The organism is Streptomyces sp. NPDC012508 (assembly GCF_042902595.1).
Classification (GTDB): Bacteria; Actinomycetota; Actinomycetes; order Streptomycetales; family Streptomycetaceae; genus Streptomyces.
Window position 1 is genome coordinate 333,783 of record NZ_JBIBEO010000006.1, and the last position, 24,937, is coordinate 358,719.

Below are 24,937 nucleotides of genomic sequence, written 5' to 3' on the forward strand. Positions count from 1 at the left end.
CACCCTTCCGTACGTCCAGGGCCTTGTCGCCCTACAGGCTGTCGAGGAACGCCAGCGCGACCGCCCAGGCCTGCTCGGCCGCCGCCTCGTCGAAGTCCGGCAGGTCCGGGTCGGTGAACAGATGCCCGGCGCCCGGGTAGCGGTAGACCTCCACGTCCGCCCCCGCCTTCCCCATCCGCAGGTACCAGGACGTCAGCCAGTCGTGCGACTCGAACGGGTCCGGGTCGGCGATGTGCAGCTGTACGGGAAGGTCGTCGACCGACGCGCTCTCGGCGATGTCGGAGGTGCCGTGGAGCAGCAGCAGCCCGCGCGCCTTCTCGTCGCCGAGGGCCAGGGTCTGCGCCACCGAGGCGCCGAAGGAGAACCCGGCGTAGACGAGACCGCGGTCCGAGTAGGGCGCGGCGGCGAGGACGGCACGCTTCAGCAGCTCCTCCTTGCCGATCGACTTCTGGAGCTCCATCCCCTCCTCGACCGTCTCCGCGGTTTGGCCCCCGAAGAGGTCGGGCACCCGAACCTGATGCCCGGCGGCCCGCAGCCGCTCGGCCGCGGCCTCCACCGCTGGACGCAGACCGTAGGTCGAGTGGAAAAGCATGATGTCCATGCGGACCATCCTGCCAGCCGGGCACACCAAGTCGGAGACACGGAGGCCTCGATCACATGGACACCGCGCTGCGCCCGCTGCTCGTCGTCGGAGGGGCGGTCCTGCTCACCCTGCTGGTGGGGTGGGTCGTCGACGTACTGCTGCGCCGGGCCGACGACAACCACCGCGAGACCCCACTCTGGGGGCTGCTGCGCCGCTGCCGGCCACCGCTCCAGGCCGTACTGCTCGTGTCCGTCCTGCGCGGCACCTATCGCGAGACGGAGTGGCGGATCGTCGAGGAACACGCGGCGGGCATAGGCCAGATCCTCTCCCTCCTCCTCATCGGCTCCGGCGCCTGGCTGGTCATCACCATCGCCTCCGCCGTCGTCGAGGCCAGCTTCGCCCGCTACGCCTCCCCGACCCGCGACCCCGCGCGGGTCCGCCGGGTACGCACCCAGGTGGCCCTCATCACACGCATCGTGACGGCGGTCGTCGCCGTGGTCGCGCTGGCGGCGGCGCTGCTCACGTTCCCGGCGCTCAGCACCGTCGGCACCTCGATGCTGGCCTCCGCCGGCATCATCGGCATCGTGGCGGGCGTCGCCGCCCAGTCCACCCTCGGCAACCTCTTCGCCGGCTTCCAGATCGCCTTCGGCGACATGGTGCGGATCGGCGACACGGTGGTCGTCGACGGCGAGTGGGGCGTGGTCGAGGAGGTCACGCTGACGTTCCTCGCGGTACGGACCTGGGACGAGCGCCGGATCACCATGCCGGTCTCGTACTTCACGGGCAAGCCCTTCGAGAACTGGTCCCGCGGCGGGGCGCAGATGACGGGGGCGGTCATGTTCCATCTGGACCACTCCACACCGCTCGACGCGATGCGCCGGAGGACCGAGAAGATCCTCGCGGAGTGCCCGGCCTGGGACGGCCGCGACTGGAACCTGGCCGTCACGGACACCACGCCGAGCACGATCCAGGTGCGGGTGGTGGTCACCGCCAAGGACGCGGACGACCTCTGGACGGTGCGGTGCACCGTGCGGGAGGGGCTCGTGGCCTGGCTCGCCGAGCAGCACCCGTACGCCCTGCCGCGGATCGCGACCTCGCCCGCGGTGCCGTCGCCGCGCGAGATGGAACACCCGTCGCCGCGCGAGGCGGAGCACCCGTCGCCGCGCGAGGTGGGGCATCCGTCGCCGTACACCAACGGCGACGAGCCCTCGCGGACCGGCCGCGGCTGAGCGGAGACGCGTGCCGGTCACCGCATGCTGCGGACGTCCAGCTGGCGCAGCACCCGGTCCACCACCTCGGGATCGGCCCCCGGCTCGCTGCGCGCCGAGAGCACCTCGTGCCGGGCGGCCGACATCATCTCCCGCTGGATCCGCTGGACGGCCTTGAGGCGTCCGGCCCGCTCGACGAAGGCCGCCCGCCGCTCCTCGTCCACCATCTCCGGGCTGATCCGGGCCCCGATGTCGAACGCCCCGCGCTGGAGCCGCTCCTGGACCTCCTCCGGCAGCTCCTCGACCTCCTCGATCTCCTTCAGCCGCCGCCTGGCCGCCTTGGCGGCCCGCAGCGCCAGCTCGCGCTCCAGGGCCCGTTCGGCGTCGGTGTCGGCCTGCACGCCGAGCCGCTTGACCAGCCAGGGCAGGGTGAGCCCCTGGAGCAGAAGTGTGGTCATGATCACACAGAAGGCGATGAAGATGATCTGCTCCCGGCCGGGGAACGGCGACCCGTCGTCCGTACGCAGCGGAATGGCGAGCGCGAGCGCCACCGACGCCACCCCGCGCATACCGGCCCACCACATGACGACGGTCTCCCGCCAGCTGACGGGGATCTCCTCGTCGTAGTCGCGCCGGGTGTGCATCCGCTTGGCCAGCCAGGTGGCGGGCAGCAGCCACAGCAGCCGTACGCCGATCACGACACCGGCCACGACCGCGCCCCAGCCGAGCATCTCGCCGAGCCGGTCGTCGGCCGTGCCGAAGACGTTGTGGAGCTCCAGGCCGATGAGTCCGAAGGCGATGCCGGTGACGAGGGTGTCGACGATCTCCCAGAAGGTCTGCCCGGCGAGCCGGCCCATCACGTCGTCGGCGTCGAGCGCGTTCTCCGCGAGATAGAGGGCGACGACCAGGACGGCGAGGACTCCGGAGCCGCGCAGCTCCTCGGCGAGGACGTAGGCGACGAAGGGGACGAGGAGGGTGAGCCCGGTCTGCAGGGTGGCTTCGCCGAGGAGACCCATGAGCTTGTTGCTGAGCCAGCCCAGCACGAGACCGACGGCGACCGCGACGACGGCGGAGAGGACGAGGTCGAGGCCGGCGCCCTGCCAGCTGAAGCTGCCGCCGACGACCGCCCCGATCGCCACGTGGTAGAGGACGATCGCGGTGACGTCGTTGAACAGCCCCTCCCCCTCCAGGATGGAGACGAGCCGGCGCGGCAGCCCCAGCGAGCCGGCGACGGCGGTCGCGGCGACCGGGTCGGGCGGGGCGACGAGCGCGCCGAGCGCGACGGCGGCGGCGAGGGGGAGCCCGGGGACGAGCGCGTTCGCCGTGGCGGCGACGGCGGCCGTGGTGACGAAGACCAGGGCGACGGCGAGCAGGAAGATGGGCCGCCGGTTGGCCGCGAACTGGCGCCAGGAGGTGCGCTGCACGGAGGCGTAGAGCAGCGGCGGGAGGACGAGCGGAAGGATGAGCTCGGGCGGGATGTCGACGTTCGGCACGAAGGGCAGGAACGCGAACACGACCCCGATGACGGTCATGAGCACCGGGGCGGGCAGTCCGAGCCGGTCCCCGAGCGGCACGGTGAGCAGCGCGCCGAGCAACAGCACGAACAGCAGGGCCAATTGATCCACGGGGCGCCCTTCCGGCCTGGCGGCAGGCACGGTCGATGATCGGGCCTCAACCCTGCCACGCGAGCGGGCGAATCACCCCGGACCGCCGTATGTGCGCCGCCACCCCGCCACCGGGCCGGAGCGGCTGGTGCTAGAGCACCCGCCGCATCGCGCGGTGCGGGATGCCCGCGTCCGGGAACTCGGGGCCGTACGCCTCGTAGCCGAGCCGCTCGTAGAAGCCGAGCGCGTGCGTCTGGGCGTGCAGGTCGACGGCCGCGAGTCCGCGCTCGCGCGCCGCGTCCTCGATGGCGCGGACGAGCGCCGCGCCGACCCCGAGGCCGCGCGCGGCCTCGGCGACCGCGAGCCGGCCGAGCGAGCCGACGGAGGCGTCCCCTCCGGTCTTGCCCAGCGCGTCGGCGCCGTGCAGCAGCCGGCCGGTGCCCAGCGGCAGCCCGTCCTCGCGCACGGCCAGGACATGGACGGCGGTCTCGTCGTAGCGGTCGTACTCGATCTCCTGCGGCACGCTCTGCTCGACGACGAAGACCTCGTGGCGGACCGCGAAGCACGCCTGCCGGTCGCCCTGGCCGATCGCCTCGCGAACCTCGTATCCGGTGCTCACGCGCTCTCCGCCGCGATCCGGTCCAGCGCGTTCTGCAGGTCCGCCGGGTACGTGGACGCGAACTCGACCCAGCGCCCGTCCGACGGGTGCTCGAAGCCGAGCCGTACGGCGTGCAGCCACTGGCGCGTCAGCCCGAGCCGCTTGGCCATCGTCGGGTCCGCGCCGTAGGTGAGGTCGCCCACGCAGGGGTGGCGGTGCGCCGACATGTGCACACGGATCTGGTGCGTACGGCCGGTCTCCAGCTTGATGTCGAGCAGCGAGGCCGCGCGGTAGGCCTCGATCAGGTCGTAGTGCGTCACCGAGGGCTTGCCCTCGGCGGTCACGGCCCACTTGTAGTCGTGCTGGGGGTGGCGCCCGATCGGCGCGTCGATCGTGCCGCTCATCGGGTCCGGGTGGCCCTGGACCAGCGCGTGGTAGCGCTTGTCGACGACCCGCTCCTTGAACTGCGCCTTGAGCAGCGTGTACGCCCGCTCGGACTTGGCGACGACCATGAGCCCGGACGTACCGACGTCGAGGCGGTGCACGATCCCCTGGCGCTCGGCGGCGCCGGAGGTGGAGATGCGGTACCCGGCGGCGGCGAGGCCGCCGATGACCGTCGTCCCGGTCCAGCCGGGGCTCGGGTGCGCGGCGACCCCGATCGGCTTCATGATCACGACAATGTCGTCGTCGTCGTGGATGATCTCCATGCCCTCGACGGGCTCGGCCACGATCTGCACCGGCGCCGGGGCCCCGGGCATCTCGACCTCGAGCCACGCGCCGCCGCTGACCCGCTCGGACTTGCCGACGACGGCGCCGTCGACCTGGACCTTGCCGGAGGCGGCCAGCTCCGCCGCCTTCGTACGGGAGAACCCGAACATCCGGGCGATGGCGGCGTCGACGCGCTCGCCCTCCAGGCCATCGGGAACGGGCAGGGTGCGGATCTCGGGACTCGTACTCACCCGTCGAGTATGCCTTGTCAGTCCTTGTGGACGGTGCCGTCGGGGTCCAGGCCCCGGAACGACAGGATCACGATCAGAAAGCCGCCGCAGACGATCGCCGAGTCCGCGAGGTTGAAGACGGCGAAGTGCGCGGGCGCGATGAAGTCCACGACCGCGCCCTCGAAGACGCCCGGCGAACGGAAGATCCGGTCGGTCAGGTTGCCCAGCGCACCGCCGAGCAGCAGGCCGAGCGCGATCGCCCACGACGTGCTGTAGAGCTTCCGCGCGAGCCGGATGATCACGACGATCACGGCGGCCGCGATGAAGGTGAAGATGATCGTGAAGGCCTCACCCATACCGAAGGCGGCGCCCGGGTTCCTGATCGCCTCGAACCTCAGCACGTCGCCGATCACCTGGATCGGCTCGTGGCCCTCCAGCTTGGCGACCACGAGCATCTTGCTGCCGAGGTCGAGCAGATACGCGACGACCGCCACGACCAGCAGCGCGACGATCTTGCGCCGGCCCTTCGGCCGCTGGTCCGGAGCCGGGGCCGCGGCCTCGCCGCCCGAGCCGTCCGCGTCTGAATCCGGCGTACCGATGATGCGCTCCGCCTCTGCCACGTGAGTCCCTCAACCTAGGTGCCCTGACTGTGCACGAGGGTACGGCACACCCCTTCGGGCCCTTCAGCCGCGGCGCTCCTGCTTCTGCTTGTCCTCGACACAGAGGGTGGCCCGCGGGAACGCCTGCATGCGCGCCTTGCCGATCGGCTTGCCGCACACCTCGCAGAGGCCGTACGTGCCCGCGTCGAGGCGCTCCAGGGCGTGCTCGGACTGCTCCAGCATCTCGCGGGCGTTGGCGGCCAGGGCGAGCTCGTGCTCGCGGGTGATGTTCTTGGTGCCGGTGTCGGCCTGGTCGTCGCCTGCGCCGTCCCCGGAGTCCCGCATGAGGCCGGTCAGCTCCTCCTGCGAGTGGAGCAGCTCGGCCCGGAGACGGAGCACCTCGCTCTCCAGCCCTGCCCGGGCCTCCGCGACCTCCGCGGGCGTCCAGGGGTCCTCACCGGGGCGTACGGCGAGCTCACCGGCGCGTGCCGGGGGGACCGCGGCCTCGCCTTCGGCCGTCGTGACGCCACCCGCGGTCTTCTTCGCTGCCACTGTCGCGGCTCCTGTCTGCTCCACCTGCGCCGCGGATGCGGCCTTCTTCTTGACTGCGGTCTTCTTGGCTGCGGTCTTCCTGGCGACCGCCTTCTTCGCGGCCGGGGCCTTCTTGGCCGCGGAGTCCTTCTTCGTCGGCGGAGCCTTCGCGTCGGCCGCCTTCTCGGCCGACTCCTTCTTCGCCGAGGTCTTCGTCGCCGTCTTCGCCGAGGTCTTCGTCGCCGCGGTGGCGGCCTCGGCCGGCTCCTCGGCGGTCTTCGTCGTCCTCGCCGTGCTCTTCGCCGTCGTCTCGCGTGCCGGGGCCTTCTTGGCGGCCGCCTTCTTCGCGACCGTCGTCTTCTTGCCGGTGACGTCCTTGGCCGCCCCGTCCACACCGGTGGATCCGGCGGTCGAGGTCTTCTTCGCGGCGGTCTTCTTCGCCACCATGTCGCGGCCCCTTCACATTTTGTGATCTTGCTCGCGAATCGTGCTGGGACGATAAATCGGCCCAAGGCCCGCGGCAACGGGGCACGCCGCCGTTCGCACCCGCCCCATGCCGGTGGCAAGGCGAGTCTGCATCCGTTGTGCCCAGCTCCCCGCCCGGTAATCCGCCCCCGGGCGGCCGGCGAAGTCCGGCCACGGCCGTATGGCCATTCGGGTCATGCGCGGTCGCCCCGCGCGCCGCCGGAAAAGCGGTCTGCCGAGCGGCTTCCGGCCCCGTACACTGGGCTGAGCGAAAGGCTTGGATGGGGACGAGTAGCGTCGTACGCAGCCATGAGCGACCCGGGGACGGTGAGAGCCCGGGGGCGAGCCCGATGTGAAGCATCACCCCGGAGCCGCCGGAAGAAAGCCGTCAGGCGACTAGAACCGGCAGCGCGACCCCAATGAGGGGGCCGCGGGCGACGCACGCCCGGGGCCAAGGAGGGTGGTACCGCGGGAGCCGCGCAGCACGGCGCTCTCGTCCCTCCGGACGGAAACGAAGCAGTCCGCCGGAGGAAGATCGATGACGCAGTACCGCCAGGTGCCCGCCCAGGTCGACCTGCCCGCGCTCGAGCACGCCGTGCTCGATTTCTGGCGCGAGAGCAAGGTCTTCGCCAAGACCCTGGAGCAGTCCGAGGGCCGCCCCGAGTGGGTGTTCTACGAGGGCCCGCCGACCGCCAACGGCATGCCGGGCGCCCACCACATCGAGGCCCGCGTCTTCAAGGACGTCTTCCCCCGCTTCCGGACCATGCGCGGCTACCACGTGGCCCGCAAGGCCGGCTGGGACTGCCACGGCCTCCCGGTCGAGCTCGCCGTCGAGAAGGAACTCGGCTTCGCCGGCAAGAAGGACATCGAGGAATACGGCATCGCCGCGTTCAACGACAAGTGCCGCGAGTCCGTGACCCGCCACACCGACGCCTTCGCCGAGCTCACGACGCGCATGGGCTACTGGGTCGACCTGGACGACGCGTACCGGACGATGGACCCCGAGTACATCGAGTCGGTCTGGTGGTCGCTCAAGCAGATCTTCGAGAAGGGCCTCCTGGTCCAGGACCACCGCGTCGCCCCCTGGTGCCCGCGCTGCGGCACCGGCCTCTCGGACCACGAGCTGGCGCAGGGGTACGAGACGGTCGTCGACCCCTCCGTCTTCGTCCGCTTCCCGCTGACCTCCGGCCCGCTGGCCGGCCAGGCGGCGCTCCTGGTCTGGACGACGACCCCCTGGACGCTGGTCTCCAACACGGCCGTCGCCGCGCACCCCGAGGTCACCTACGTCGTCGCGACCGACGGCGAGGAGAAGCTCGTCGTCGCCGCGCCGCTCCTCGAGAAGGCGCTCGGCGAGGGCTGGGTGACCACGGGCGAGTCCTTCACGGGCGCGGAGATGGAGCGCTGGACGTACCGGCGCCCCTTCGAGCTGGTGGAGTTCCCCGAGCCGGCGCACTACGTCGTGAACGCGGAGTACGTCACGACCGAGGACGGCACGGGTCTGGTCCACCAGTCCCCCGCCTTCGGTGAGGACGACCTCAAGGTCTGCCGCGCCTACGGCCTGCCGGTCGTGAACCCGGTCCGCCCCGACGGCACCTTCGAGGAGGACGTGCCGCTGGTCGGGGGTGTCTTCTTCAAGAAGGCCGACGAGCAGCTGACTGCCGACCTGGACGCCCGCGGCCTGCTCTTCAAGCACATCCCGTACGAGCACAGCTACCCGCACTGCTGGCGCTGCCACACGGCACTGCTCTACTACGCGCAGCCGTCCTGGTACATCCGTACGACCGCCGTGAAGGACCGTCTTCTCGAGGAGAACGAGAAGACGAACTGGTTCCCGGACTCGGTGAAGCACGGCCGCTTCGGCGACTGGCTGAACAACAACATCGACTGGGCGCTCTCCCGCAGCCGCTACTGGGGCACGCCGCTGCCGCTGTGGCGCTGTGAGGACGGGCATCTGACGTGCGTGGGCTCGCGCGCCGAGCTCACGGAGCTGACGGGCTCGGACCAGTCGGAGCTGGACCCGCACCGCCCGTACATCGACGCGGTGACGTTCCCCTGCCCGAGCTGCTCGAAGACGGCGACGCGCGTGCCGGAGGTGATCGACGCCTGGTACGACTCGGGCTCGATGCCGTTCGCGCAGTGGGGATACCCGTACAAGAACAAGGAACTCTTCGAGTCCCGCTATCCCGCGCAGTTCATCAGCGAGGCTATCGACCAGACGCGAGGCTGGTTCTACACGCTGATGGCGGTCGGCACGCTGGTCTTCGACAAGTCGTCGTACGAGAACGTGGTCTGCCTGGGCCACATCCTCGCCGAGGACGGCCGCAAGATGTCCAAGCACCTCGGCAACATCCTGCAGCCGATCCCGCTGATGGACCAGCACGGCGCCGACGCGGTCCGCTGGTTCATGGCGGCCGGCGGTTCGCCGTGGGCGGCGCGCCGGGTGGGCCACGGCACGATCCAGGAGGTCGTGCGCAAGACCCTCCTCACCTACTGGAACACGGTCGCCTTCCAGGCGCTGTACGCCCGTACGTCCGGCTGGGCACCGAGCGCGTCGGACCCGGCGCCGGCGGAGCGCTCGGTCCTGGACAAGTGGCTCCTGTCCGAGCTGAACACGCTCGTGTCCGAGGTCACGCAGGCGCTGGAGTCGTACGACACCCAGCGGGCGGGCAAGCTGATCTCGTCGTTCGTGGACGACCTGTCCAACTGGTACGTGCGGCGTTCGCGCCGGCGGTTCTGGCAGGGCGACGCGGCGGCGCTGCGCACCCTGCACGACGTGGTGGAGACGGTCACGCGCCTGATGGCCCCGCTGACCCCCTTCATCACGGAGCGGGTGTGGCAGGACCTGGTGGTGCCGGTGACGCCGGACGCCCCGGAGTCGGTCCACCTGTCGACGTGGCCGGAGCCGGACCTGTCGCAGGTCGACCCGACGCTCTCGACGCAGATGACCCTGGTCCGCCGCCTGGTCGAGCTGGGCCGGGCGACGCGGGCGGAGTCGGGCGTCAAGACGCGTCAGCCGCTGTCGCGGGCGCTGGTGGCGGCGACGGGTTTCGCGGACCTCTCGCCCGCGCTCCAGGCGCAGATCACCGAGGAGCTGAACGTCACGTCGGTGGCCTCCCTCTCCGAGGTGGGCGGTTCGCTGGTCGACACGACGGCGAAGGCGAACTTCCGCGCGCTGGGCAAGCGCTTCGGCAAGGGCGTCCAGGACGTGGCGAAGGCGGTCGCGGCCGCGGACGCCGCCGCTCTGTCCCTCGCCCTGCGCAGCGGCGAGGCGACGCTGGAGGTCAACGGCGAGACGATCACGGTCGGCCCGGAGGAGATCATCATCACGGAGACTCCCCGGGAGGGATGGTCGGTCGCGTCGGACGCGGGCGCGACGGTGGCGCTGGACCTGGAGATCACTCCGGAGCTCCGCAAGGCGGGCCTGGCACGTGACGCGATCCGCCTGATCCAGGAGGCCCGCAAGAACAGCGGCCTGGACGTGGCGGACCGGATCGCCCTGCGCTGGACGTCGGAGTCCCCGGAGACCACGGAGGCCCTGACGGCCCACGCGACCCTGATCGCGGACGAGATCCTGGCAACGGACTTCGCCACGGGCCCGTCGGACGACACCTACGGCACCCCGTTCACGGACGAGGGCCTGTCCCTGACGTTCCGCCTCCGCAAGGCATAACCCTCAACCCGAAAGGCCCGGCCCCTGTGGGGACCGGGCCTTTCGCGTTCCCCCGACGAGACCGTTTCCGCCGCGAACGCCAGGCCACGCGACAAAACCCCCACGCCCCGGCGCCGGAACCCGAAACCCCAGCCCCGCCCCGCCCGGGGCCCGGGGGCCGGGGGCCCGGAGCGCACCTGACACGACGCGAAGCCGCCGCCCGACCGCCGCCGCCTTCGGGTTCCGCGGCGCGAAGCCGCCGCACCCCCAGGGCCTCCCGAGGCACGAAGCCGCCCTGCCTCGGGGCCCGGGACAGGAACCCCGTACCGCACCCACCCCCGGGACCCGGGCGAACCCCGCAGTCCCGCCGCCCTTCGCGGCCGGAGCGAAGCTCCCACACCCCGACCCCCGGATCCCGGGCGAACCGGTCGCGGCGCGAAGCCACAGCTCTTACGCCGCCGCCTTCGGGTTCCGCGGCGCGAAGCTGCCGCGTCTCGGGCCCCGGGGCGGAACCCCCGTGCCACCCAACCCGGGGGTTCGGGGGCGGAGCCCCCGTAGACCTGCCCCCGTACCCGTCCATGGCAAAAAGGCCGGGCCCCTGGTTTCCCAGGGGCCCGGCCCTCAGCCTGCCGACGGCTACGCGCTCATCGCGCGAACCGCCGCCGTCAGTTGTCGTCCTCGTCGATCAGGAAGCCACGCATCGGCGCCGGCGCCTGCTGCATCGGCTGCGGCGCCTGCGGGCGGACCGGAGCCATCGGCTGGGTCATCGCCGGCGACATCTGCTGCTGGCCACCGTAGGACGGGGCACCGCCCATGGACGGCGCGCCGCCCATCGAGCCGTTGCCGCCGTACGACGGCGCACCCGCGCCCGCCGAGGCCATCGAGGGCGACGGCGGCAGGGAAGCCGTGGCCGGCGTCCGCGGCGGAGCCAGCGAGTCGTCCGCCTGGGTCTCCAGCTGACGCAGCTGCGACTCCAGGTACGACTTCAGACGCGTGCGGTACTCGCGCTCGAAGCCGCGCAGGTCCTCGACCTTGCGCTCCAGCGTCGCGCGAGCGGACTCCAGCGAGCCCATGGCGACGCGGTGCTTCTCCTGCGCGTCCCGCTCCAGCGCGTCGGCCTTGGCGCGGGCGTCCCGCTCCAGGCCCTCGGCGCGCGAGCGCGCCTCGCCGACGATCTTGTTGGCCTCGGAACGGGCCTCCGCGATCGCCTGGTCGGCCGTCTGCTGGGCCAGCGAGAGGACACGCGCGGCGCTGTCGCCGCCGGGGCCCTGCTGGGGCTGCTGCATCGGCTGCTGCATCTGCTGCTGCGGGTGCCCCATGGGGCCGCCCATCGGCTGACCCATCGGGCCGCCCTGCATCGGGCCGGGGCCCATCGGGCCACCCTGCATCGGGCCGGGGCCGTGGCCACCGGGACCGGCAGGAAGCTGAGGCGCACCGGACGGCAGCTGCGGCGGGCCCATCTGCGGGGGCTGCTGCTGGACCGGCGGTCCGGATATGGCGGCGGGCACCGGGGCGCCGGGACCGACGGGACGATCCTGCTGCTCCGGGGGCTTGCGCATGCCCTGCTGCTGCTGGTTCTGCGCAGCGGCACGCGTCGCCGCGGCCAGCTTGGCGCGCAGGTCCTCGTTCTCGCGGAGCAGGCGGGTCAGTTCGGCTTCGACCTCGTCGAGGAAGGCATCGACCTCGTCCTCGTCATAGCCTTCTCGAAGGCGGACGGTCGTGAACTGCTTGTTCCGCACGTCCTCGGGGGTCAGCGGCATCTCTTCTTCACCTCTACGTAGTCGTCGGCAGTCGGCAAGACCGTATCGTCCACATTCACCTCGCGAAGCTGCTCACGATGGAGATCAGGATGTAGACGATGATCATCAGAACGAAGAAGGACAGGTCAAGTGCCACGCCCCCGAGACGCAACGGCGGGATGAACCGCCGCAGAAGCTTGAGCGGTGGATCGGTGACAGTGTAGGTGGCCTCCAGAACGACCACCATCGCCTTACCGGGTTGCCATGAACGTGCGAACTGAAAGACGTAGTCCATGACCAACCGGAAGATCAGCACGATGAGGAAGCACATCAGAGCGATGTAGACCACTTGTAGTGCGACGCCCATCCCGCGCTTCCCTCTCCCCTGGCTCTCGTGCTCTCACTTGCCCGGCCTTCCGGCCGGCCGTTCCGGTCTTCGTTTTCTCAGCTCTGGTTGAAGAATCCGCCCTCTGCGATCCGGGCCTTGTCCTCCGCCGTGACATCGACGTTAGCAGGCGACAACAGGAACACCTTCTGCGTCACGCGCTCAATGCTGCCATGGAGCCCGAAGACGAGTCCGGCGGCAAAGTCGACAAGTCGCTTCGCGTCGGTGTCGTCCATCTCCGTGAGGTTCATGATCACCGGAGTGCCCTCGCGGAAGTGTTCCCCGATGGTACGGGCTTCGTTGTAGGTCCTCGGGTGCAGCGTGGTGATGCGGTACGGCTCCCGCTCGGACACGACCTTGGGCATGATCACCGGTGCGTTCTTCTCCAGGCTCGGGCGTTCGGGTGTGATGGACGCCACGGGGGCGATTCGAGCCGGACGTCCGCTTTCGGCGGATAGTGAAGAGGCGTGAACGACCGGCTCGCGGGGCGCGGGCTGCTGCACCACACGCATCGGTTCCTCGCGCTCCACCTGTCGCGGGGGCTGATGGCGCCGCTCGCGCTCGGGTTCCGGTTCCAGCTCGGGTTCGAAGTCGTCGTCGGGGTCGAACCCCCGGCCGTCGTACCCATCGTCCTCCACGAGGCCGAGGTAGACCGCCATCTTGCGCATCGCGCCGGCCATTCTCTGAGTCCTCCGCTCTGTGGTGGATCGGCCTCGTCGCCAAGTGCCCGTGATCCACGAGGTCTGCCCGCCGACCGGCGGGAATGACCATATTTTCTGCTGTGGTCCGACTTGCTTCGCGACGTTACCCGAGCCTGGGGCGGACACCCAGTACCGCCGTACCGATGCGCACATGTGTCGCTCCGGCCGCCACAGCGTCCTCGAGGTCCGCACTCATCCCCGCGGACACCATGTTCGCAGCCGGACGGGTCGCGCGCAGGAGAGTCGACAAATCCATCAGGCGGTCGAACGCCGCACGTTGGCGCCCCGCGAAGGGGCCGGCGAGCGGTGCGACGGTCATCAGTCCGTCGAGCCTCAGCCCGGGCGCGGCCTCCACCGCGGCGGCCAACTCCTCGACACCGTCCGGCGAGACGCCTCCCCGCTCACCCCGCGCGCCGGACTCGGCGTCGAGCGCGACCTGGACCAGGCAGCCGAGTTCCCGGCCGGCCTTCTCCGCCGCCGCCGACAGCGCGGTGACCAGCTTCAAACGGTCGACGGACTGCACGACATCCGCATAACTCGTCACAGAACGGACCTTGTTCGTCTGCAACTGGCCGACGAAGTGCCAGCGGAGGTCCAGATCCGCGCAGGCGGCGGCCTTGGGGGCCGCGTCCTGGTCGCGGTTCTCGGCGACGTCCCGTACACCGAGTTCGTGCAGGATGCGCACATCGCTCGCGGGGTAGGTCTTGGTGACCACGATCAGGGTCACGTCCTCCCGCTTGCGGCCGGCGGAGCGGCAGGCGGCGGAGATACGTTCCTCCACCCGCGCCAGGTTCTCGGCGAGTTCCGACTTACGGTCCGTCATATCCGTCCAACCAGACATATCCCGCGAGTCGCCCCGTGGTGCGATCGCGGCGGTACGAGTAGTGGTCACCCGACTCGCGCGTGCAGACCTCACTGGCCTGCCGGTCCCGGATGCCGAGCCGCTCCAACTGGGCGTGCACCCCGGCGGTGACGTCGACGGCCGGGGTGCCCCAGCTCGTCTCGGCGAAGGCGGCCGGCTCGACCCCGGCAACCTCGGCGCGCATCTCCTCCGGCACCTCGTAACAACGCCCGCAGACGGCGGGGCCGGTACGGGCGGTGATCCTGGCCGGCTCGGCGCCGAGTTCGATCATGGCCTTCACCGCGGCCGGTACGATCCCGGCGACCATCCCGGGCCGCCCCGCGTGGGCGGCGGCCACCACCCCGGCGACGGGATCGGCCAGCAGGACCGGCGTGCAGTCGGCGGTGAGGACCGCGAGGGCGAGTCCGCGCCGGGCGGTGACGATCGCGTCGACCGCGGGAACCGGCCGCTCGCCCCAGGGGGCGTCGACCACCGCGACATCCGGGCCGTGCACCTGGTTCATCCAGACGACCCGCCCGGGGTCGAGCCCCAGAGCCCCGGCCGCCCGCGCCCGGTTGGTCCGTACGGCCTCGGGGTCGTCCCCCACCGCGCCGCCGAGGTTGAGCTCCTCGTACGGAACGGCGCTCACCCCGCCCCACCTGTCGGTGAAGGCGAAGTGCGCGCCGCTCACGGGTTCGAGCTGCTCTATCACTTCAAGAAGTCCGGAACGTCCAGTTCTTCGGCCGCGGTGTCCGGGTACGGGCGGGCCGGCGGGACGACCGGCGGGGTGACCGGCGGCAGCGTGCTCTCGGCGGAGGCCACCGGAGCCGGCTCGGCCGGGGCGGCCGGCTCGTCCCGGGGGGCGACGGTGCCGAGACCGCCGAGCGGGCGCTCGGTGGCGCGCGGCGCGGGGGCCGGCTCCTCGCGCTTGGCCGAGGCCGAGCTGAGGATGTTGTCCCGGCGGGCCGGCGGCTGGCCGCCGTCGAAGCCGGCCGCGATGACCGTGACCCGTACCTCGTCGCCCAGCGCGTCGTCGATGACGGCACCGAAGATGATGTTGGCCTCGGGGTGGGCGGCCTCGCTCACCAGCTGCGCGGCCTCGTTGATCTCGAAGAGACCGAGGTCCGAGCCGCCGGAGATGGAGAGCAGCACACCACGGGCGCCGTCGATGGACGCCTCGAGGAGCGGCGAGGAGATCGCCATCTCGGCCGCCGCGACCGCGCGGTCGTCGCCGCGGGCGGAGCCGATGCCCATGAGGGCCGAACCGGCCTCGGACATGACCGACTTGACGTCGGCGAAGTCGAGGTTGATCAGACCGGGGGTGGTGATGAGGTCGGTGATGCCCTGCACACCGCTCAGCAGCACCTGGTCGGCCGACTTGAAGGCGTCGAGCACGGAGACCTGGCGGTCCGAGATCGAGAGCAGCCGGTCGTTCGGGATGACGATGAGGGTGTCGACCTCTTCGCGGAGCTCGGCGATGCCGTCCTCCGCCTGGTTGGCCCGACGGCGTCCTTCGAAGGTGAACGGCCGGGTGACCACACCGATCGTGAGGGCGCCGAGCGAGCGCGCGATGTTGGCCACGACGGGTGCGCCGCCGGTGCCGGTGCCGCCACCTTCGCCGGCGGTGACGAAGACCATGTCGGCCCCCTTGAGGACCTCCTCGATCTCCTCACGGTGGTCCTCTGCCGCCTTGCGACCGACTGCCGGGTTCGCCCCGGCCCCGAGGCCACGGGTGAGTTCACGGCCGACGTCGAGCTTGACGTCGGCGTCGCTCATCAACAGCGCTTGCGCGTCGGTGTTGATCGCGATGAACTCGACGCCCTTGAGACCGACCTCGATCATTCGGTTGATGGCATTGACACCACCGCCGCCGACACCGATGACCTTGATGACTGCGAGGTAGTTCTGCGGTGCTGCCACGTCGAAGGCCTCTCGCCTCGAGTTACGTGTCGCCGCTTCGCGGTGGTAGTCGCGCTGCGACGACGGATGCCGATGGGACGGTCCGAAACGCCGACCCAAACCCTAACGTTGAAGTTTAGGGTTACCAGTGTCTCTGTTCGCTGGACTCTTCCGAACAGGACACTAAGTCGACAAGTGGCGCACGTTCAACGAACACGCCGAACCTCCCGTTTTTCTTTTCACCCTATGTGATCACCCGTAGCGCTGGCCAACCAGGGTGCTGGCCAGCGCGTATGGGCGTCAACTCTCCGATGCGGCGGGGGCTGTGGGGGCGCTTACATCGAAGTGCCCCGCTTTGGGCGTCGCCTTCATCAGAGCGGTGAGTACGCGGGCCTTGACGGCACCGTCCTCGCCGCTGCCCCAGAAGACCGTACGGCCGCCGCTGAGCTCCAGGGTGATGGAGTCGTACGAGGTGACCTCGACGACACGAGTGTTCCGGGCGATTTTCTCCGGGAGTTCGCCCGTCACGCGCACGGCTTCGAGCAGGAGCCGGTCCTCGTCGAAACGGCGCAGGCTCGGTGCGGAGGCGGCTTTCAGAACGAGTTCGGGTACGCCGGAGGGCGCTTTGTCCACGGTGGCGAATCGGGTTCCGGCGGAGTCCACTTCCGTGAACTTTCCGCCCTTTTCCACCACCAGAACCGGTTTCCGTTCCGTCACTTTCAGACCGATTCCATCCGGCCAGGACCGAACGACCTCGACCCTGTCGATCCGGGGCAGTTCCCGCAGCAGTCGTGCCTCGATGGCGTCGATGTCGACGGAAACGAGCGGCGATCCGATCGGCACGGCGGCGGCCGTCTCCACCTCACGGGGTGTCAGAATCCGTGTGCCGGAGGTCGTGACGCGTTCCACGCGCAGCCAGGCCGAGCCGTAGAGTGCCCAGACTCCGCCGGCCACGGTCAGGGCGAGGGCGAGCGTGATGAGCAGGACCCGCGGGCCGGGCACCCGGAATCCACCGTTCCGAGCACCCGTCCCCGCCGGCCGTTCCGACGACCCCTTCGGTTCGCGTGTGCCGCGCTTCTCCGCGGTCGTCGGTCCGGACACGTCCTTGGCCTCCTGTGCTTCCTGAGGCTCGCTCGGAGCCTCAGCGCGCGGCGATCGCGTCGTACACCATGCCGACGAGCAGATCGTCGGCGTCCCTGCGGCCGAACTCGGCGGCGGCGCGGGACATCTCGTACAACCGGTGCGGATCGGCCAGTACGGGCAGGACGTTGCCCTGCACCCACTGCGGCGACAGCTCCGCGTCGTCGACGAGCAGCCCGCCGCCCGCCTTGACCACCGGCTGGGCGTTGAGCCGCTGTTCGCCGTTGCCGATCGGCAGCGGCACGTACGCGGCCGGCAGCCCGACGGCGGAGAGTTCGGCGACGGTCATCGCGCCCGCGCGGCAGAGCATCATGTCCGCCGCCGCGTACGCGAGATCCATCCGGTCCACGTACGGTACCGGGACGTACGGCGGCATCCCGGGCATGTTGTCGACACGCGGCAACTCGTTCTTCGGACCGACCGCGTGCAGGATCTGGATGCCGGAGCGCTGGAGCACCGGCGCGATCTGCTGGATGACCTCGTTGAGCCGGCGTGCGCCCTGCGAGCCGCCGGAGACGAGCAGCGTCGGCAGGTTCGGGTCGAGACCGAAGGCGGCGCGCGCCTCGGGCCGGACCCGGGCCCGGTCGAGGGTGGCGATGGTGTGCCGCAGCGGGATGCCGATGTAACGCGCGTTGCGGAGCTTGGAGTCCGGGGTGGCGACGGCGACCCCGGCCGCGTACCGCGAGCCGATCTTGTTGGCCAGGCCCGGCCGGGCGTTGGCCTCGTGGACCACGATCGGCACCCCGAGGCGCTTGGCCGCGAGGTAGCCGGGCAGGGCCACGTAGCCGCCGAAGCCGACCACGCAGTCCGCCTTGGTGCGCTCCAGGATCTGCTCGGCCGCCTTGATGGTGCCGCGCAGCCGTCCGGGGACGGTGATCAGCTCAGGGGTGGGCTTGCGCGGCAGCGGCACGGCAGGGATGAGCGCCAGCTCGTATCCCCGTTCCGGGACGAGCCGGGTCTCCAGGCCCTTCTCCGTGCCGAGCGCCGTGATGCCCACGCTCGGGTCCTGCCTGCGCAGGGCGTCCGCGAGGGCGAGCGCGGGCTCGATGTGGCCGGCGGTCCCCCCACCGGCGAGTACGACATGCACCGAAATTCACCGCTCTCCGGACGGACGCTTCTTGACGCGCCGTCGCATCGACTTCCATCTCACCCCGGCCCGCTTGCCCCAGCCGGGGCGCCGCATGGCCAGGGCCGCTTTCGCGGCGGGATCCTGTCGCGCGAAGGCGATGAGGAGCCCGACGGCGAACATGGTCGGCAGCAGGGCCGACCCCCCGTAGGAGAACAGCGGGAGCGGGACCCCGGCGATCGGCAGCAGACCGAGCACCGCACCGATGTTGATCACGGCCTGGGCCGTGATCCACGTGGTCACACCTCCCGCGGCGTACCTCACGAAGGGGTCCTCCGTGCGTCCGGCCACGCGGATACCCGCATAGCCTAGAGCCGCGAACAGGGCGAGTACCGACAGCGTCCCCGCCAGACCCAGTTCCTCCCCGGTGACGGCGAAGATGAAGTCGGTGTGCGCTTCGGGTAGTTGGCCCCATTTTTCCACACTGGCACCCAGCCCGGAACCGAACCATCCGCCCGAGGCCAGAGCATAGATCCCGTGGGCGGCCTGGAGACAGGGCGCGCCCTCTCCCCCGGGATCGGTGGCACCGATGCAGGCGAACCGCTTCAGCCGGTTGTCGCTGGTCCTGATCAGCAGGTATCCGATGGCCCCCGCCACCGCGAGCACCCCGACGAAGAGCCTGGTGGGCGCGCCCGCCGTCCACAGCAGCCCGAAGAGGATCGCGGTCAGCACGATCGCCGTGCCCATGTCCCCGCCGAGCATGATGAGCCCGAGCAGCAGGAACGCGGCGGGCACCAGCGGCACGAGCATGTGCTTCCACTGCGTGAGCAGCTTCATGTCCTGCTTGCGGGCCAGCAGGTCGGCGCCCCACAGGATGAGCGCCAGCTTGCCGAACTCGCTGGGCTGCAGCATGAACGGGCCGCCCAGCGAGATCCAGTTCTGGTTGCCGCCGACCGCCCGCCCTATCCCCGGGATCTGCACGAGCACCATCAGGAAGACCGCGCCGACGAGGATCGGGTACGCGAGCGCCCGGTGCAGCTTCACCGGCATCCGGGAGGCCACCAGGAGCAGCACCGCGCCGAGGATCGCGGCGAAGAACTGCTTGCGGAAGAAGTACGAGGGCACGAGGTCGTACCGGAGCGCCGTGATCATCGAGGCGCTGTAGACCATCACCAGGCCGAGCGCGGTGATGAGCAGGGCGGCGCCGAGGATGACGTAGTACGCGGTGAGCGGCCGGTCCCAGGCCCGCCGCGCCTGCTCGTACATCCGCCGTACGCCGCGGGTCCGGGGGGCGCGCGGAGGCGCGGGAGCGCGCCCTCCGCCGCGGACGGCGGAGGGCCGGCGGGTCCCGGCGGTTCTGCTCGGCATGGGCGCTGTCCCCTCCAGTCGTGCCCGGCGCTGCCGGACCTCCTTGCTGGTCAGGTCAGACGCGCCCGGTGGCGGCGAGGGCGCGGACCGCGTCCGCGAAGGCCTCGCCCCGCTTGTTGTAGTTGGCGAACATGTCCATCGAGGCGCAGGCCGGGGCCAGCAGGACCGTGTCGCCCGGCCGCGCGAGCCGGGACGCCTCCTCGACCGCCGCGGACATCGCCCCAGTGTCGGTCCGGTCGAGGTCCACGACCGGGACCTCGGGGGCGTGTCGCGCCAGGGCTTCGCGGATCAGCGCACGGTCGGCGCCGATGAGGACGACCCCGCGCAGACGCTTCGCCGACTTGGCCACGATCTCGTCGAAGGTGGCGCCCTTGGCGAGGCCGCCGGCGATCCAGACGATCGGGTCGCAGGCCGCCAACGAGGCTTCCGCGGCATGGGTGTTGGTGGCCTTGGAGTCGTCGACGTAGACGACTCCCTGGATCTCCTCGACCAGTTCGATGCGGTGCGGGTCGGGCCGGAAGGCCCGCAGCCCGTCCCGTACGGCCTTCGGCGCGACGCCGAATGCGCGCGCGAGGGCGGCCGCGGCGAGCGCGTTGGCGATGTTGTGCGGGGCCGGCGGCTGGACGTCCGCGACCTCGGCGAGCTCCTGGGCCTGCTTCTGCCGGTTCTCGACGAAGGCCCGGTCGACGAGGATTCCCTCGACGACGCCGAGCTGGGACGGGCCGGGCGTGCCGAGGGTGAAGCCGATGGCCCGGCAGCCCTCCTCGACGTCGGCCTCGCGGACCAGGTCCTCGGTGGCCTTGTCCGCGACGTTGTAGACGCAGGCGACGGTGTTGCCCTCGTAGATCCGGCCCTTGTCGGCGGCGTACGCCTCCATGGAGCCGTGCCAGTCGAGGTGGTCGGGCGCCAGGTTGAGCACGGCGGCCGAGTGGGCCCGCAGGCTCGGGGCCCAGTGGAGCTGGTAGCTGGAGAGCTCGACGGCGAGGACGTCGTACGCCTCCTCGCCGAGGACGGCGTCGAGGAGCGAGACGCCGATGTTCCCGACGGCCGCGGTCCGCAGGCCCGCTGCCTCCAGGATCGAGGCGAGCATCCGTACGGTCGTGGTCTTGCCGTTGGTGCCGGTCACGGCGAGCCAGGGGGCCGCGTCAGGGCCGCGGAGCCGCCAGGCGAGCTCCACGTCGCCCCAGACCTCCACGCCCGCCTCCGCGGCGGCCGTGAAGAGCGGCTTGTCGGGCCGCCAGCCGGGGGCGGTGACGATCAGCTCGGTGCCCTCGGGCAGGGTGTCGCCGTCGCCGAGGCGAACGGTGATGCCCTCGGCCCGCAACTCGTCGGCCTGCGCCCGGGAACGCTCGTCGTCGCCGTCGTTGACGACGGTCACGACGGCGCCGAGGCCGTGCAGGACGCGGGCGGCCGGGATCCCGGAGACCCCGAGACCCGCCACGGTGACCCTCTTGCCGTTCCAGCTCACTTTTCGGATGCCCATCCCGCGTAGAAGAGGCCCAGGCCCACGATCACGCACATGCCCTGGATGATCCAGAACCGGACGACGACCAGGACCTCCGACCACCCCTTGAGTTCGAAGTGGTGCTGGAGCGGGGCCATCCGGAAGACGCGCTTGCCGGTCATCTTGAACGAGCCGACCTGGATGACCACCGACATGGTGATCAGCACGAACAGTCCGCCGAGCAGGGCGAGCAGCAGCTCCGTACGGGAGCAGATGGCGAGACCGGCGAGCGCGCCGCCGAGGGCCAGCGAACCGGTGTCACCCATGAAGATCTTGGCCGGCGAGGTGTTCCACCACAGGAAGCCGAAGCAGGCACCCATGAGGGCGGAGGCGACGACCGCGAGGTCGAGCGGGTCGCGGACCTCGAAGCAGGCGTTGGGGTTGGTCAGGGTGATCGCGTTGGCGCAGGACTCCTGGAACTGCCACAGGCCGATGAAGGTGTACGCGCCGAAGACCATCACCGACGCGCCGGTGGCCAGGCCGTCCAGACCGTCCGTCAGGTTCACGCCGTTGGACATGGCCAGGATCATGAAGAGAGCCCAGACCACGAACAGCACCGGCCCGATGGCCCAGCCGAAGTCGGTGATGAAGGAGAGCTTCGTGGAGGCGGGGGTGAGCCCGCGCAGGTCCGCGAACTGCAGCGAGAGCACGGCGAAGGCGATGCCGACGATCAGCTGGCCGGCCATCTTCGCCTTGGCCCGCAGACCCAGCGAACGCTGCTTGACGATCTTGATGTAGTCGTCGAGGAAGCCGACGAGACCCATGCCGGCCATCAGGAAGAGGACGAGCACACCCGAGTACGTCGGGTCCTCACCGGTGATGACCTTGGCGAGCGCGTACGCGATGAGCGTGGCCAGGATGAAGGAGATACCGCCCATGGTGGGCGTGCCCTTCTTGCCGGCGTGGCCGCGCGGGCCGTCGTCGCGGATGAACTGTCCGTACCCCTTGCGGGCAAGGAGCTTGATGAGCAGCGGGGTGCCGATCAGGGTCAGGAAGAGCCCGATGGCGCCCGCGAAGAGGATCTGCCTCATCGGCCCGCGACCTCGCTCCCGGTGTCGAGCAGTGCCAGGGCGACCTGCTCCAGACCGACAGACCTGGAAGCCTTCACAAGGACGACGTCCCCCGGGCGCAGCTCTCTGCGCAACAGGTCGACAGCCGCCTGCGCGTCGGACACGTGCACCGACTCCTCACCCCACGAACCCTCGTTATATGCGCCCAGTTGCAGCCAGGACGCTTCCCTGTCCCCTACTGCCACGAGCTTGCTGACGTTGAGTCGGACGGCGAGCCGTCCGACCGCGTCGTGCTCGGCGAGCGATGCGTCTCCGAGCTCGGCCATCTTGCCGAGCACCGCCCACGTCCGGCCCCCCTGGGCCTGTGCGGCCCGGCCCATGGCCGCGAGCGCGCGCAGAGCGGCTCGCATGGACTCGGGGTTCGCGTTGTAGGCGTCGTTGACGATCGTCACGCCGTCCGGACGCTCGGTGACCTCCATGCGCCAGCGCGACAGGGTGCCCGCCTCCGAGAGCGCGGTGGCGATCTCCTCGACGGGCATGCCCAGCTCATGGGCGACGGCGGCCGCGGCGAGCGCGTTCGACACGTGGTGCTCACCGTACAGGCGCAAGGTCACGTCACTGCACCCGGTGGGTGTGTGAAGCTTGAAAGAGGGCTGTCCGTTCCCTGTGAGACGGACGTTCTCGGCACGTACGACCGCTTCGTCCGACTCTCCGAAGAGCGTCACGCGCGCCTGGGTCCGTGCGGCCATGGCCCGGACGAGCGGGTCGTCGGCGTTGAGGACCGCCACACCACCCTGGTCGGCCGGCGGGAGCGCCTCGACGAGTTCGCCCTTCGCCTGGGCGATCTGCTCGCGGCCGCCGAACTCGCCGATGTGGGCGGTGCCCACGTTGAGGACGAGTCCGATGCGCGGCGGGGTCAGTCCGGTGAGGTAGCGGATGTGACCGATGCCGCGGGCGCCCATTTCGAGGACCAGGTGCTTGGTCTCGTCGCTCGCGCGCAGTGCCGTCAGCGGCAGCCCGATCTCGTTGTTGAGCGAGCCGGGCGTCCACACGGTGGGTGCGTGGCGTTCGAGTACCTGGGCGATCAGGTCCTTGGTGGAGGTCTTGCCGGCCGAGCCGGTCAGCGCGACGACATCCGTGCCGAGGCGTTCGACGACGGCGCGGGCGAGGGCGCCGAGGGCCGTCTGGACGTCGTCCACGACGATGGCGGGTGCGCCGACGGGGCGGGCGGCCAGCACGGCTGCCGCGCCCGCCTCGACGGCGCGGGCCGCGTAGTCGTGGCCGTCGACCTGTTCGCCGGTGAAGGCGGCGAACAGGCTGCCGGGCTTCACCTCACGGGAGTCGATGACGACGGGACCGGTGATCCGGACAGCCGGATCCGGTATGTCGTACGACTGCCCGCCGACGATTTCGGCGATCTCGGCGAGGGAGAGGGCGATCACAACTTATCCCTGACTGTTCTTGAGGCTGCGTTCAATCGCTGCGTGCAGGACCTGGCGGTCGTCGAAGGGGCGGACCACCCCGGCGATGTCCTGGCCCTGTTCGTGGCCCTTGCCGGCGACGAGGACGGTGTCGCCCGGCTGCGCGCGGGCCACGGCCGCGGCGATGGCGGCGGCGCGGTCGGGGTCGACCAGGACGTCGCCGCGCTCGTGGGCGGGCACCTCGGCGGCGCCGGCGAGCATCGCGGCGAGGATCGCGAGGGGGTCCTCGGAGCGGGGGTTGTCGGAGGTCAGTACGGCGGTGTCGGCGAGGCGGGCCGCGGCGGCGCCCATCGGGCCGCGCTTGGTGGTGTCCCGGTCGCCGCCGCAGCCGATGACGATGTGCACCTTGCCCTCGGTGACCTTGCGCAGCGAGCGCAGGACCGATTCGACGGCGTCCGTCTTGTGGGCGTAGTCGACGACCGCGAGGTACGGCTGGCCGGCGTCGACGCGCTCCAGCCGGCCGGGGACGCCGGGTACGGCGGCGACGCCGTCGGCGGCGGTCTGCGGGTCGAGCCCGGCGACGGCCAGGGTGACGATCGCCGCCAGGGTGTTGGCGACGTTGAACGGGCCGGGCAGGGGGGCGGCGGCGGAGATCCGCTCGCCCCGGGGGCCGACGACCGTGAACGTGGAGCCGTGGGAGCCGATCTCGACGGCCTCGGCGCGCCAGTCGGCGTCCGGGTGGCCCTCGGCGGAGAAGGTGACGACCGGGACGCCCGCCTCGTCGGCCAGCCGGCGGCCGTAGGCGTCGTCGAGGTTCACCACGCCGCGACGGCTGCGCTCGGGGGTGAAGAGCCGCGCCTTGGCCTGGAAGTAGTCCTCCATGTCGGAGTGGAACTCCATGTGCTCCGGGCTCAGGTTGTTGAAGACGGCGACGTCGAAGACGCAGCCGTCGACCCGGCCGAGCACGAGGGCGTGGCTGGAGACCTCCATGGCGACCGCCTCGACCCCGCGTTCGCGCATCACGGCGAACAGGGCCTGGAGGTCGGTGGCTTCGGGGGTCGTACGTTCCGACTTGATGCGCTCGTCGCCGATCCGCATCTCGACGGTGCCGATGAGGCCGCTCCTGCGCCCGGCCGCCTTGAGGCCGCCCTCCACGAGGTAGGCCGTGGTGGTCTTGCCGGAGGTTCCGGTGATGCCGATCTGGAGGAGGTCCTCTCCCGGCCGGCCGTAGATCTCGGCGGCGAGCTCGCCCATCCGTCCGCGCGGGTTCTCCACGACCAGGACCGGCAGGCCGGTCGCGGCGGCGCGTTCGGCACCGGCCGGGTCGGTGAGGACCGCGGCGGCGCCGAGGCCGGCGGCCTGGGTGGCGAAGTCGGCGCCGTGCAGCCGGGCGCCGGGCAGGGCCGCGTACACGTCGCCGGGCCGTACCGCCCGCGAGTCGTGGGTGATGCCCGTGACGGCGGCGTCGCCGGGCGTCTCGATCCCGAGCCGGCCGGCCAGGTCACCCAGGGGTGTCGGGCGGGCCTGCTCCGGGCGGGGCGGGGTGGTTCGGTACTGATCAGCGTGTGGCACGGCGGTGAGCGTACCGGGCCCACCCGCCGCGGGGCCAAAAGAGGCCGGGGCGTCGCCGGAGTTCGAATTCCGGTTCCCGGAATCGGGGGTGATCGTGCTCACTGGTGCTCCCGGGG

Annotated in this window: 21 protein-coding genes; 2 read left to right on the forward strand and 19 right to left on the reverse strand. The window is 71.0% G+C overall.

All coding sequences use genetic code 11. The features are described from left to right. Nucleotides 1-31 precede the first annotated feature (31 nt). Nucleotides 32-610, reverse strand: coding sequence for a dienelactone hydrolase family protein (locus tag ACFY8U_RS22205; protein WP_389572713.1), 579 nt, complete (start codon nt 608-610; stop codon nt 32-34). A 47-nt stretch (nt 611-657) separates the two neighbouring features. On the opposite strand from ACFY8U_RS22205, the gene ACFY8U_RS22210 reads away from it, so the two are divergent. After that, the gene (locus ACFY8U_RS22210; RefSeq protein ID WP_389572716.1) at nt 658-1,812 is read left to right on the forward strand and encodes a mechanosensitive ion channel family protein; all 1,155 of its coding nucleotides are present in this window, start codon (nt 658-660) and stop codon (nt 1,810-1,812) included. A gap of 17 nt (nt 1,813-1,829) precedes the next feature. On the opposite strand, the gene ACFY8U_RS22215 is transcribed toward ACFY8U_RS22210, so the two are convergent. The 5 genes from ACFY8U_RS22215 to ACFY8U_RS22235 all read right to left on the reverse strand — a co-directional run bounded on the left by ACFY8U_RS22215 (nt 1,830) and on the right by ACFY8U_RS22235 (nt 6,508). Beyond that, nucleotides 1,830-3,416 (reverse strand): Na+/H+ antiporter, encoded by a 1,587-nt coding sequence (locus ACFY8U_RS22215; RefSeq protein WP_389572719.1) that lies wholly within the window; start codon nt 3,414-3,416, stop codon nt 1,830-1,832. 130 nt (nt 3,417-3,546) lie between these two features. Beyond that, a complete protein-coding gene (locus ACFY8U_RS22220) occupies nt 3,547-4,014 on the reverse strand; it encodes a GNAT family N-acetyltransferase (RefSeq protein WP_389572722.1) in 468 nt (155 codons plus the stop codon). Beyond that, a complete protein-coding gene (locus tag ACFY8U_RS22225) occupies nt 4,011-4,952 on the reverse strand; it encodes an RluA family pseudouridine synthase (protein ID WP_361433021.1) in 942 nt (313 codons plus the stop codon). The genes ACFY8U_RS22220 and ACFY8U_RS22225 overlap by 4 nt, the downstream gene beginning before the upstream one ends. 17 nt (nt 4,953-4,969) lie before the next feature. Beyond that, nucleotides 4,970-5,551: a signal peptidase II gene (gene lspA, locus ACFY8U_RS22230; protein WP_361642379.1), complete on the reverse strand. Its 582-nt coding sequence runs from the start codon at nt 5,549-5,551 to the stop codon at nt 4,970-4,972. Between the two features lie 63 nt (nt 5,552-5,614). After that, a complete protein-coding gene (locus ACFY8U_RS22235) occupies nt 5,615-6,508 on the reverse strand; it encodes a TraR/DksA family transcriptional regulator (protein ID WP_389572725.1) in 894 nt (297 codons plus the stop codon). A gap of 556 nt (nt 6,509-7,064) precedes the next feature. On the opposite strand from ACFY8U_RS22235, the gene ileS reads away from it, so the two are divergent. Then, nucleotides 7,065-10,196 (forward strand): isoleucine--tRNA ligase, encoded by a 3,132-nt coding sequence (gene ileS, locus ACFY8U_RS22240; RefSeq protein WP_389572728.1) that lies wholly within the window; start codon nt 7,065-7,067, stop codon nt 10,194-10,196. Nucleotides 10,197-10,840: 644 nt separating this feature from the next. Here the strand turns inward: ileS and ACFY8U_RS22245 are convergent. The 13 genes from ACFY8U_RS22245 to ACFY8U_RS22305 all read right to left on the reverse strand — a co-directional run bounded on the left by ACFY8U_RS22245 (nt 10,841) and on the right by ACFY8U_RS22305 (nt 24,923). Further along, nucleotides 10,841-11,935 (reverse strand): DivIVA domain-containing protein, encoded by a 1,095-nt coding sequence (locus tag ACFY8U_RS22245; protein WP_361433029.1) that lies wholly within the window; start codon nt 11,933-11,935, stop codon nt 10,841-10,843. Between the two features lie 55 nt (nt 11,936-11,990). Beyond that, nucleotides 11,991-12,281, reverse strand: coding sequence for a YggT family protein (locus tag ACFY8U_RS22250; RefSeq protein WP_019885526.1), 291 nt, complete (start codon nt 12,279-12,281; stop codon nt 11,991-11,993). A gap of 77 nt (nt 12,282-12,358) precedes the next feature. After that, a complete protein-coding gene (locus tag ACFY8U_RS22255) occupies nt 12,359-12,979 on the reverse strand; it encodes a cell division protein SepF (RefSeq protein ID WP_361433031.1) in 621 nt (206 codons plus the stop codon). Nucleotides 12,980-13,103: 124 nt separating this feature from the next. Continuing rightward, nucleotides 13,104-13,823, reverse strand: a complete 720-nt coding sequence (locus tag ACFY8U_RS22260; RefSeq protein ID WP_389572733.1) for a YggS family pyridoxal phosphate-dependent enzyme — start codon at nt 13,821-13,823, stop codon at nt 13,104-13,106. Then, complete coding sequence (gene pgeF, locus ACFY8U_RS22265; RefSeq protein ID WP_389572734.1) at nt 13,810-14,553, reverse strand: peptidoglycan editing factor PgeF; 744 nt, start codon at nt 14,551-14,553, stop codon at nt 13,810-13,812. The genes ACFY8U_RS22260 and pgeF overlap by 14 nt, the downstream gene beginning before the upstream one ends. Then, the gene (ftsZ, locus tag ACFY8U_RS22270; protein WP_389572737.1) at nt 14,550-15,761 is read right to left on the reverse strand and encodes a cell division protein FtsZ; all 1,212 of its coding nucleotides are present in this window, start codon (nt 15,759-15,761) and stop codon (nt 14,550-14,552) included. The genes pgeF and ftsZ overlap by 4 nt, the downstream gene beginning before the upstream one ends. Before the next feature lie 279 nt (nt 15,762-16,040). Continuing rightward, nucleotides 16,041-16,841: a cell division protein FtsQ/DivIB gene (locus tag ACFY8U_RS22275; RefSeq protein WP_389572739.1), complete on the reverse strand. Its 801-nt coding sequence runs from the start codon at nt 16,839-16,841 to the stop codon at nt 16,041-16,043. Between the two features lie 40 nt (nt 16,842-16,881). Next, a complete protein-coding gene (murG, locus tag ACFY8U_RS22280; protein ID WP_361433042.1) occupies nt 16,882-17,967 on the reverse strand; it encodes an undecaprenyldiphospho-muramoylpentapeptide beta-N-acetylglucosaminyltransferase in 1,086 nt (361 codons plus the stop codon). Between the two features lie 6 nt (nt 17,968-17,973). After that, a complete protein-coding gene (ftsW, locus tag ACFY8U_RS22285; protein WP_389572742.1) occupies nt 17,974-19,314 on the reverse strand; it encodes a putative lipid II flippase FtsW in 1,341 nt (446 codons plus the stop codon). 55 nt (nt 19,315-19,369) lie between these two features. Next, the gene (murD, locus tag ACFY8U_RS22290) at nt 19,370-20,797 is read right to left on the reverse strand and encodes a UDP-N-acetylmuramoyl-L-alanine--D-glutamate ligase (RefSeq protein ID WP_389572745.1); all 1,428 of its coding nucleotides are present in this window, start codon (nt 20,795-20,797) and stop codon (nt 19,370-19,372) included. Beyond that, nucleotides 20,779-21,849, reverse strand: a complete 1,071-nt coding sequence (gene mraY, locus ACFY8U_RS22295) for a phospho-N-acetylmuramoyl-pentapeptide-transferase (RefSeq protein WP_260228793.1) — start codon at nt 21,847-21,849, stop codon at nt 20,779-20,781. Before mraY ends, murD begins: the two co-directional genes overlap by 19 nt. After that, nucleotides 21,846-23,270: a UDP-N-acetylmuramoyl-tripeptide--D-alanyl-D-alanine ligase gene (gene murF, locus ACFY8U_RS22300; RefSeq protein WP_389572748.1), complete on the reverse strand. Its 1,425-nt coding sequence runs from the start codon at nt 23,268-23,270 to the stop codon at nt 21,846-21,848. The genes mraY and murF overlap by 4 nt, the downstream gene beginning before the upstream one ends. Nucleotides 23,271-23,273: 3 nt before the next feature. Continuing rightward, nucleotides 23,274-24,923, reverse strand: coding sequence for a UDP-N-acetylmuramoyl-L-alanyl-D-glutamate--2,6-diaminopimelate ligase (locus ACFY8U_RS22305; protein ID WP_389572750.1), 1,650 nt, complete (start codon nt 24,921-24,923; stop codon nt 23,274-23,276). Nucleotides 24,924-24,937 lie beyond the last annotated feature (14 nt).

Coding starts and splice junctions, on each gene's coding strand:
- ftsW (WP_389572742.1), bottom strand. CDS start 19,314: ATGCCGAGCAGAACCGCCGGGACCCGCCGGCCCTCCGCCGTCCGCGGC.
- ACFY8U_RS22250 (WP_019885526.1), bottom strand. CDS start 12,281: ATGGGCGTCGCACTACAAGTGGTCTACATCGCTCTGATGTGCTTCCTC.
- ACFY8U_RS22210 (WP_389572716.1), top strand. CDS start 658: ATGGACACCGCGCTGCGCCCGCTGCTCGTCGTCGGAGGGGCGGTCCTG.
- ACFY8U_RS22245 (WP_361433029.1), bottom strand. CDS start 11,935: ATGCCGCTGACCCCCGAGGACGTGCGGAACAAGCAGTTCACGACCGTC.
- ACFY8U_RS22235 (WP_389572725.1), bottom strand. CDS start 6,508: ATGGTGGCGAAGAAGACCGCCGCGAAGAAGACCTCGACCGCCGGATCC.
- murD (WP_389572745.1), bottom strand. CDS start 20,797: ATGGGCATCCGAAAAGTGAGCTGGAACGGCAAGAGGGTCACCGTGGCG.
- ACFY8U_RS22260 (WP_389572733.1), bottom strand. CDS start 13,823: ATGACGGACCGTAAGTCGGAACTCGCCGAGAACCTGGCGCGGGTGGAG.
- ileS (WP_389572728.1), top strand. CDS start 7,065: ATGACGCAGTACCGCCAGGTGCCCGCCCAGGTCGACCTGCCCGCGCTC.
- mraY (WP_260228793.1), bottom strand. CDS start 21,849: ATGAGGCAGATCCTCTTCGCGGGCGCCATCGGGCTCTTCCTGACCCTG.
- ACFY8U_RS22255 (WP_361433031.1), bottom strand. CDS start 12,979: ATGGCCGGCGCGATGCGCAAGATGGCGGTCTACCTCGGCCTCGTGGAG.
- ACFY8U_RS22205 (WP_389572713.1), bottom strand. CDS start 610: ATGGTCCGCATGGACATCATGCTTTTCCACTCGACCTACGGTCTGCGT.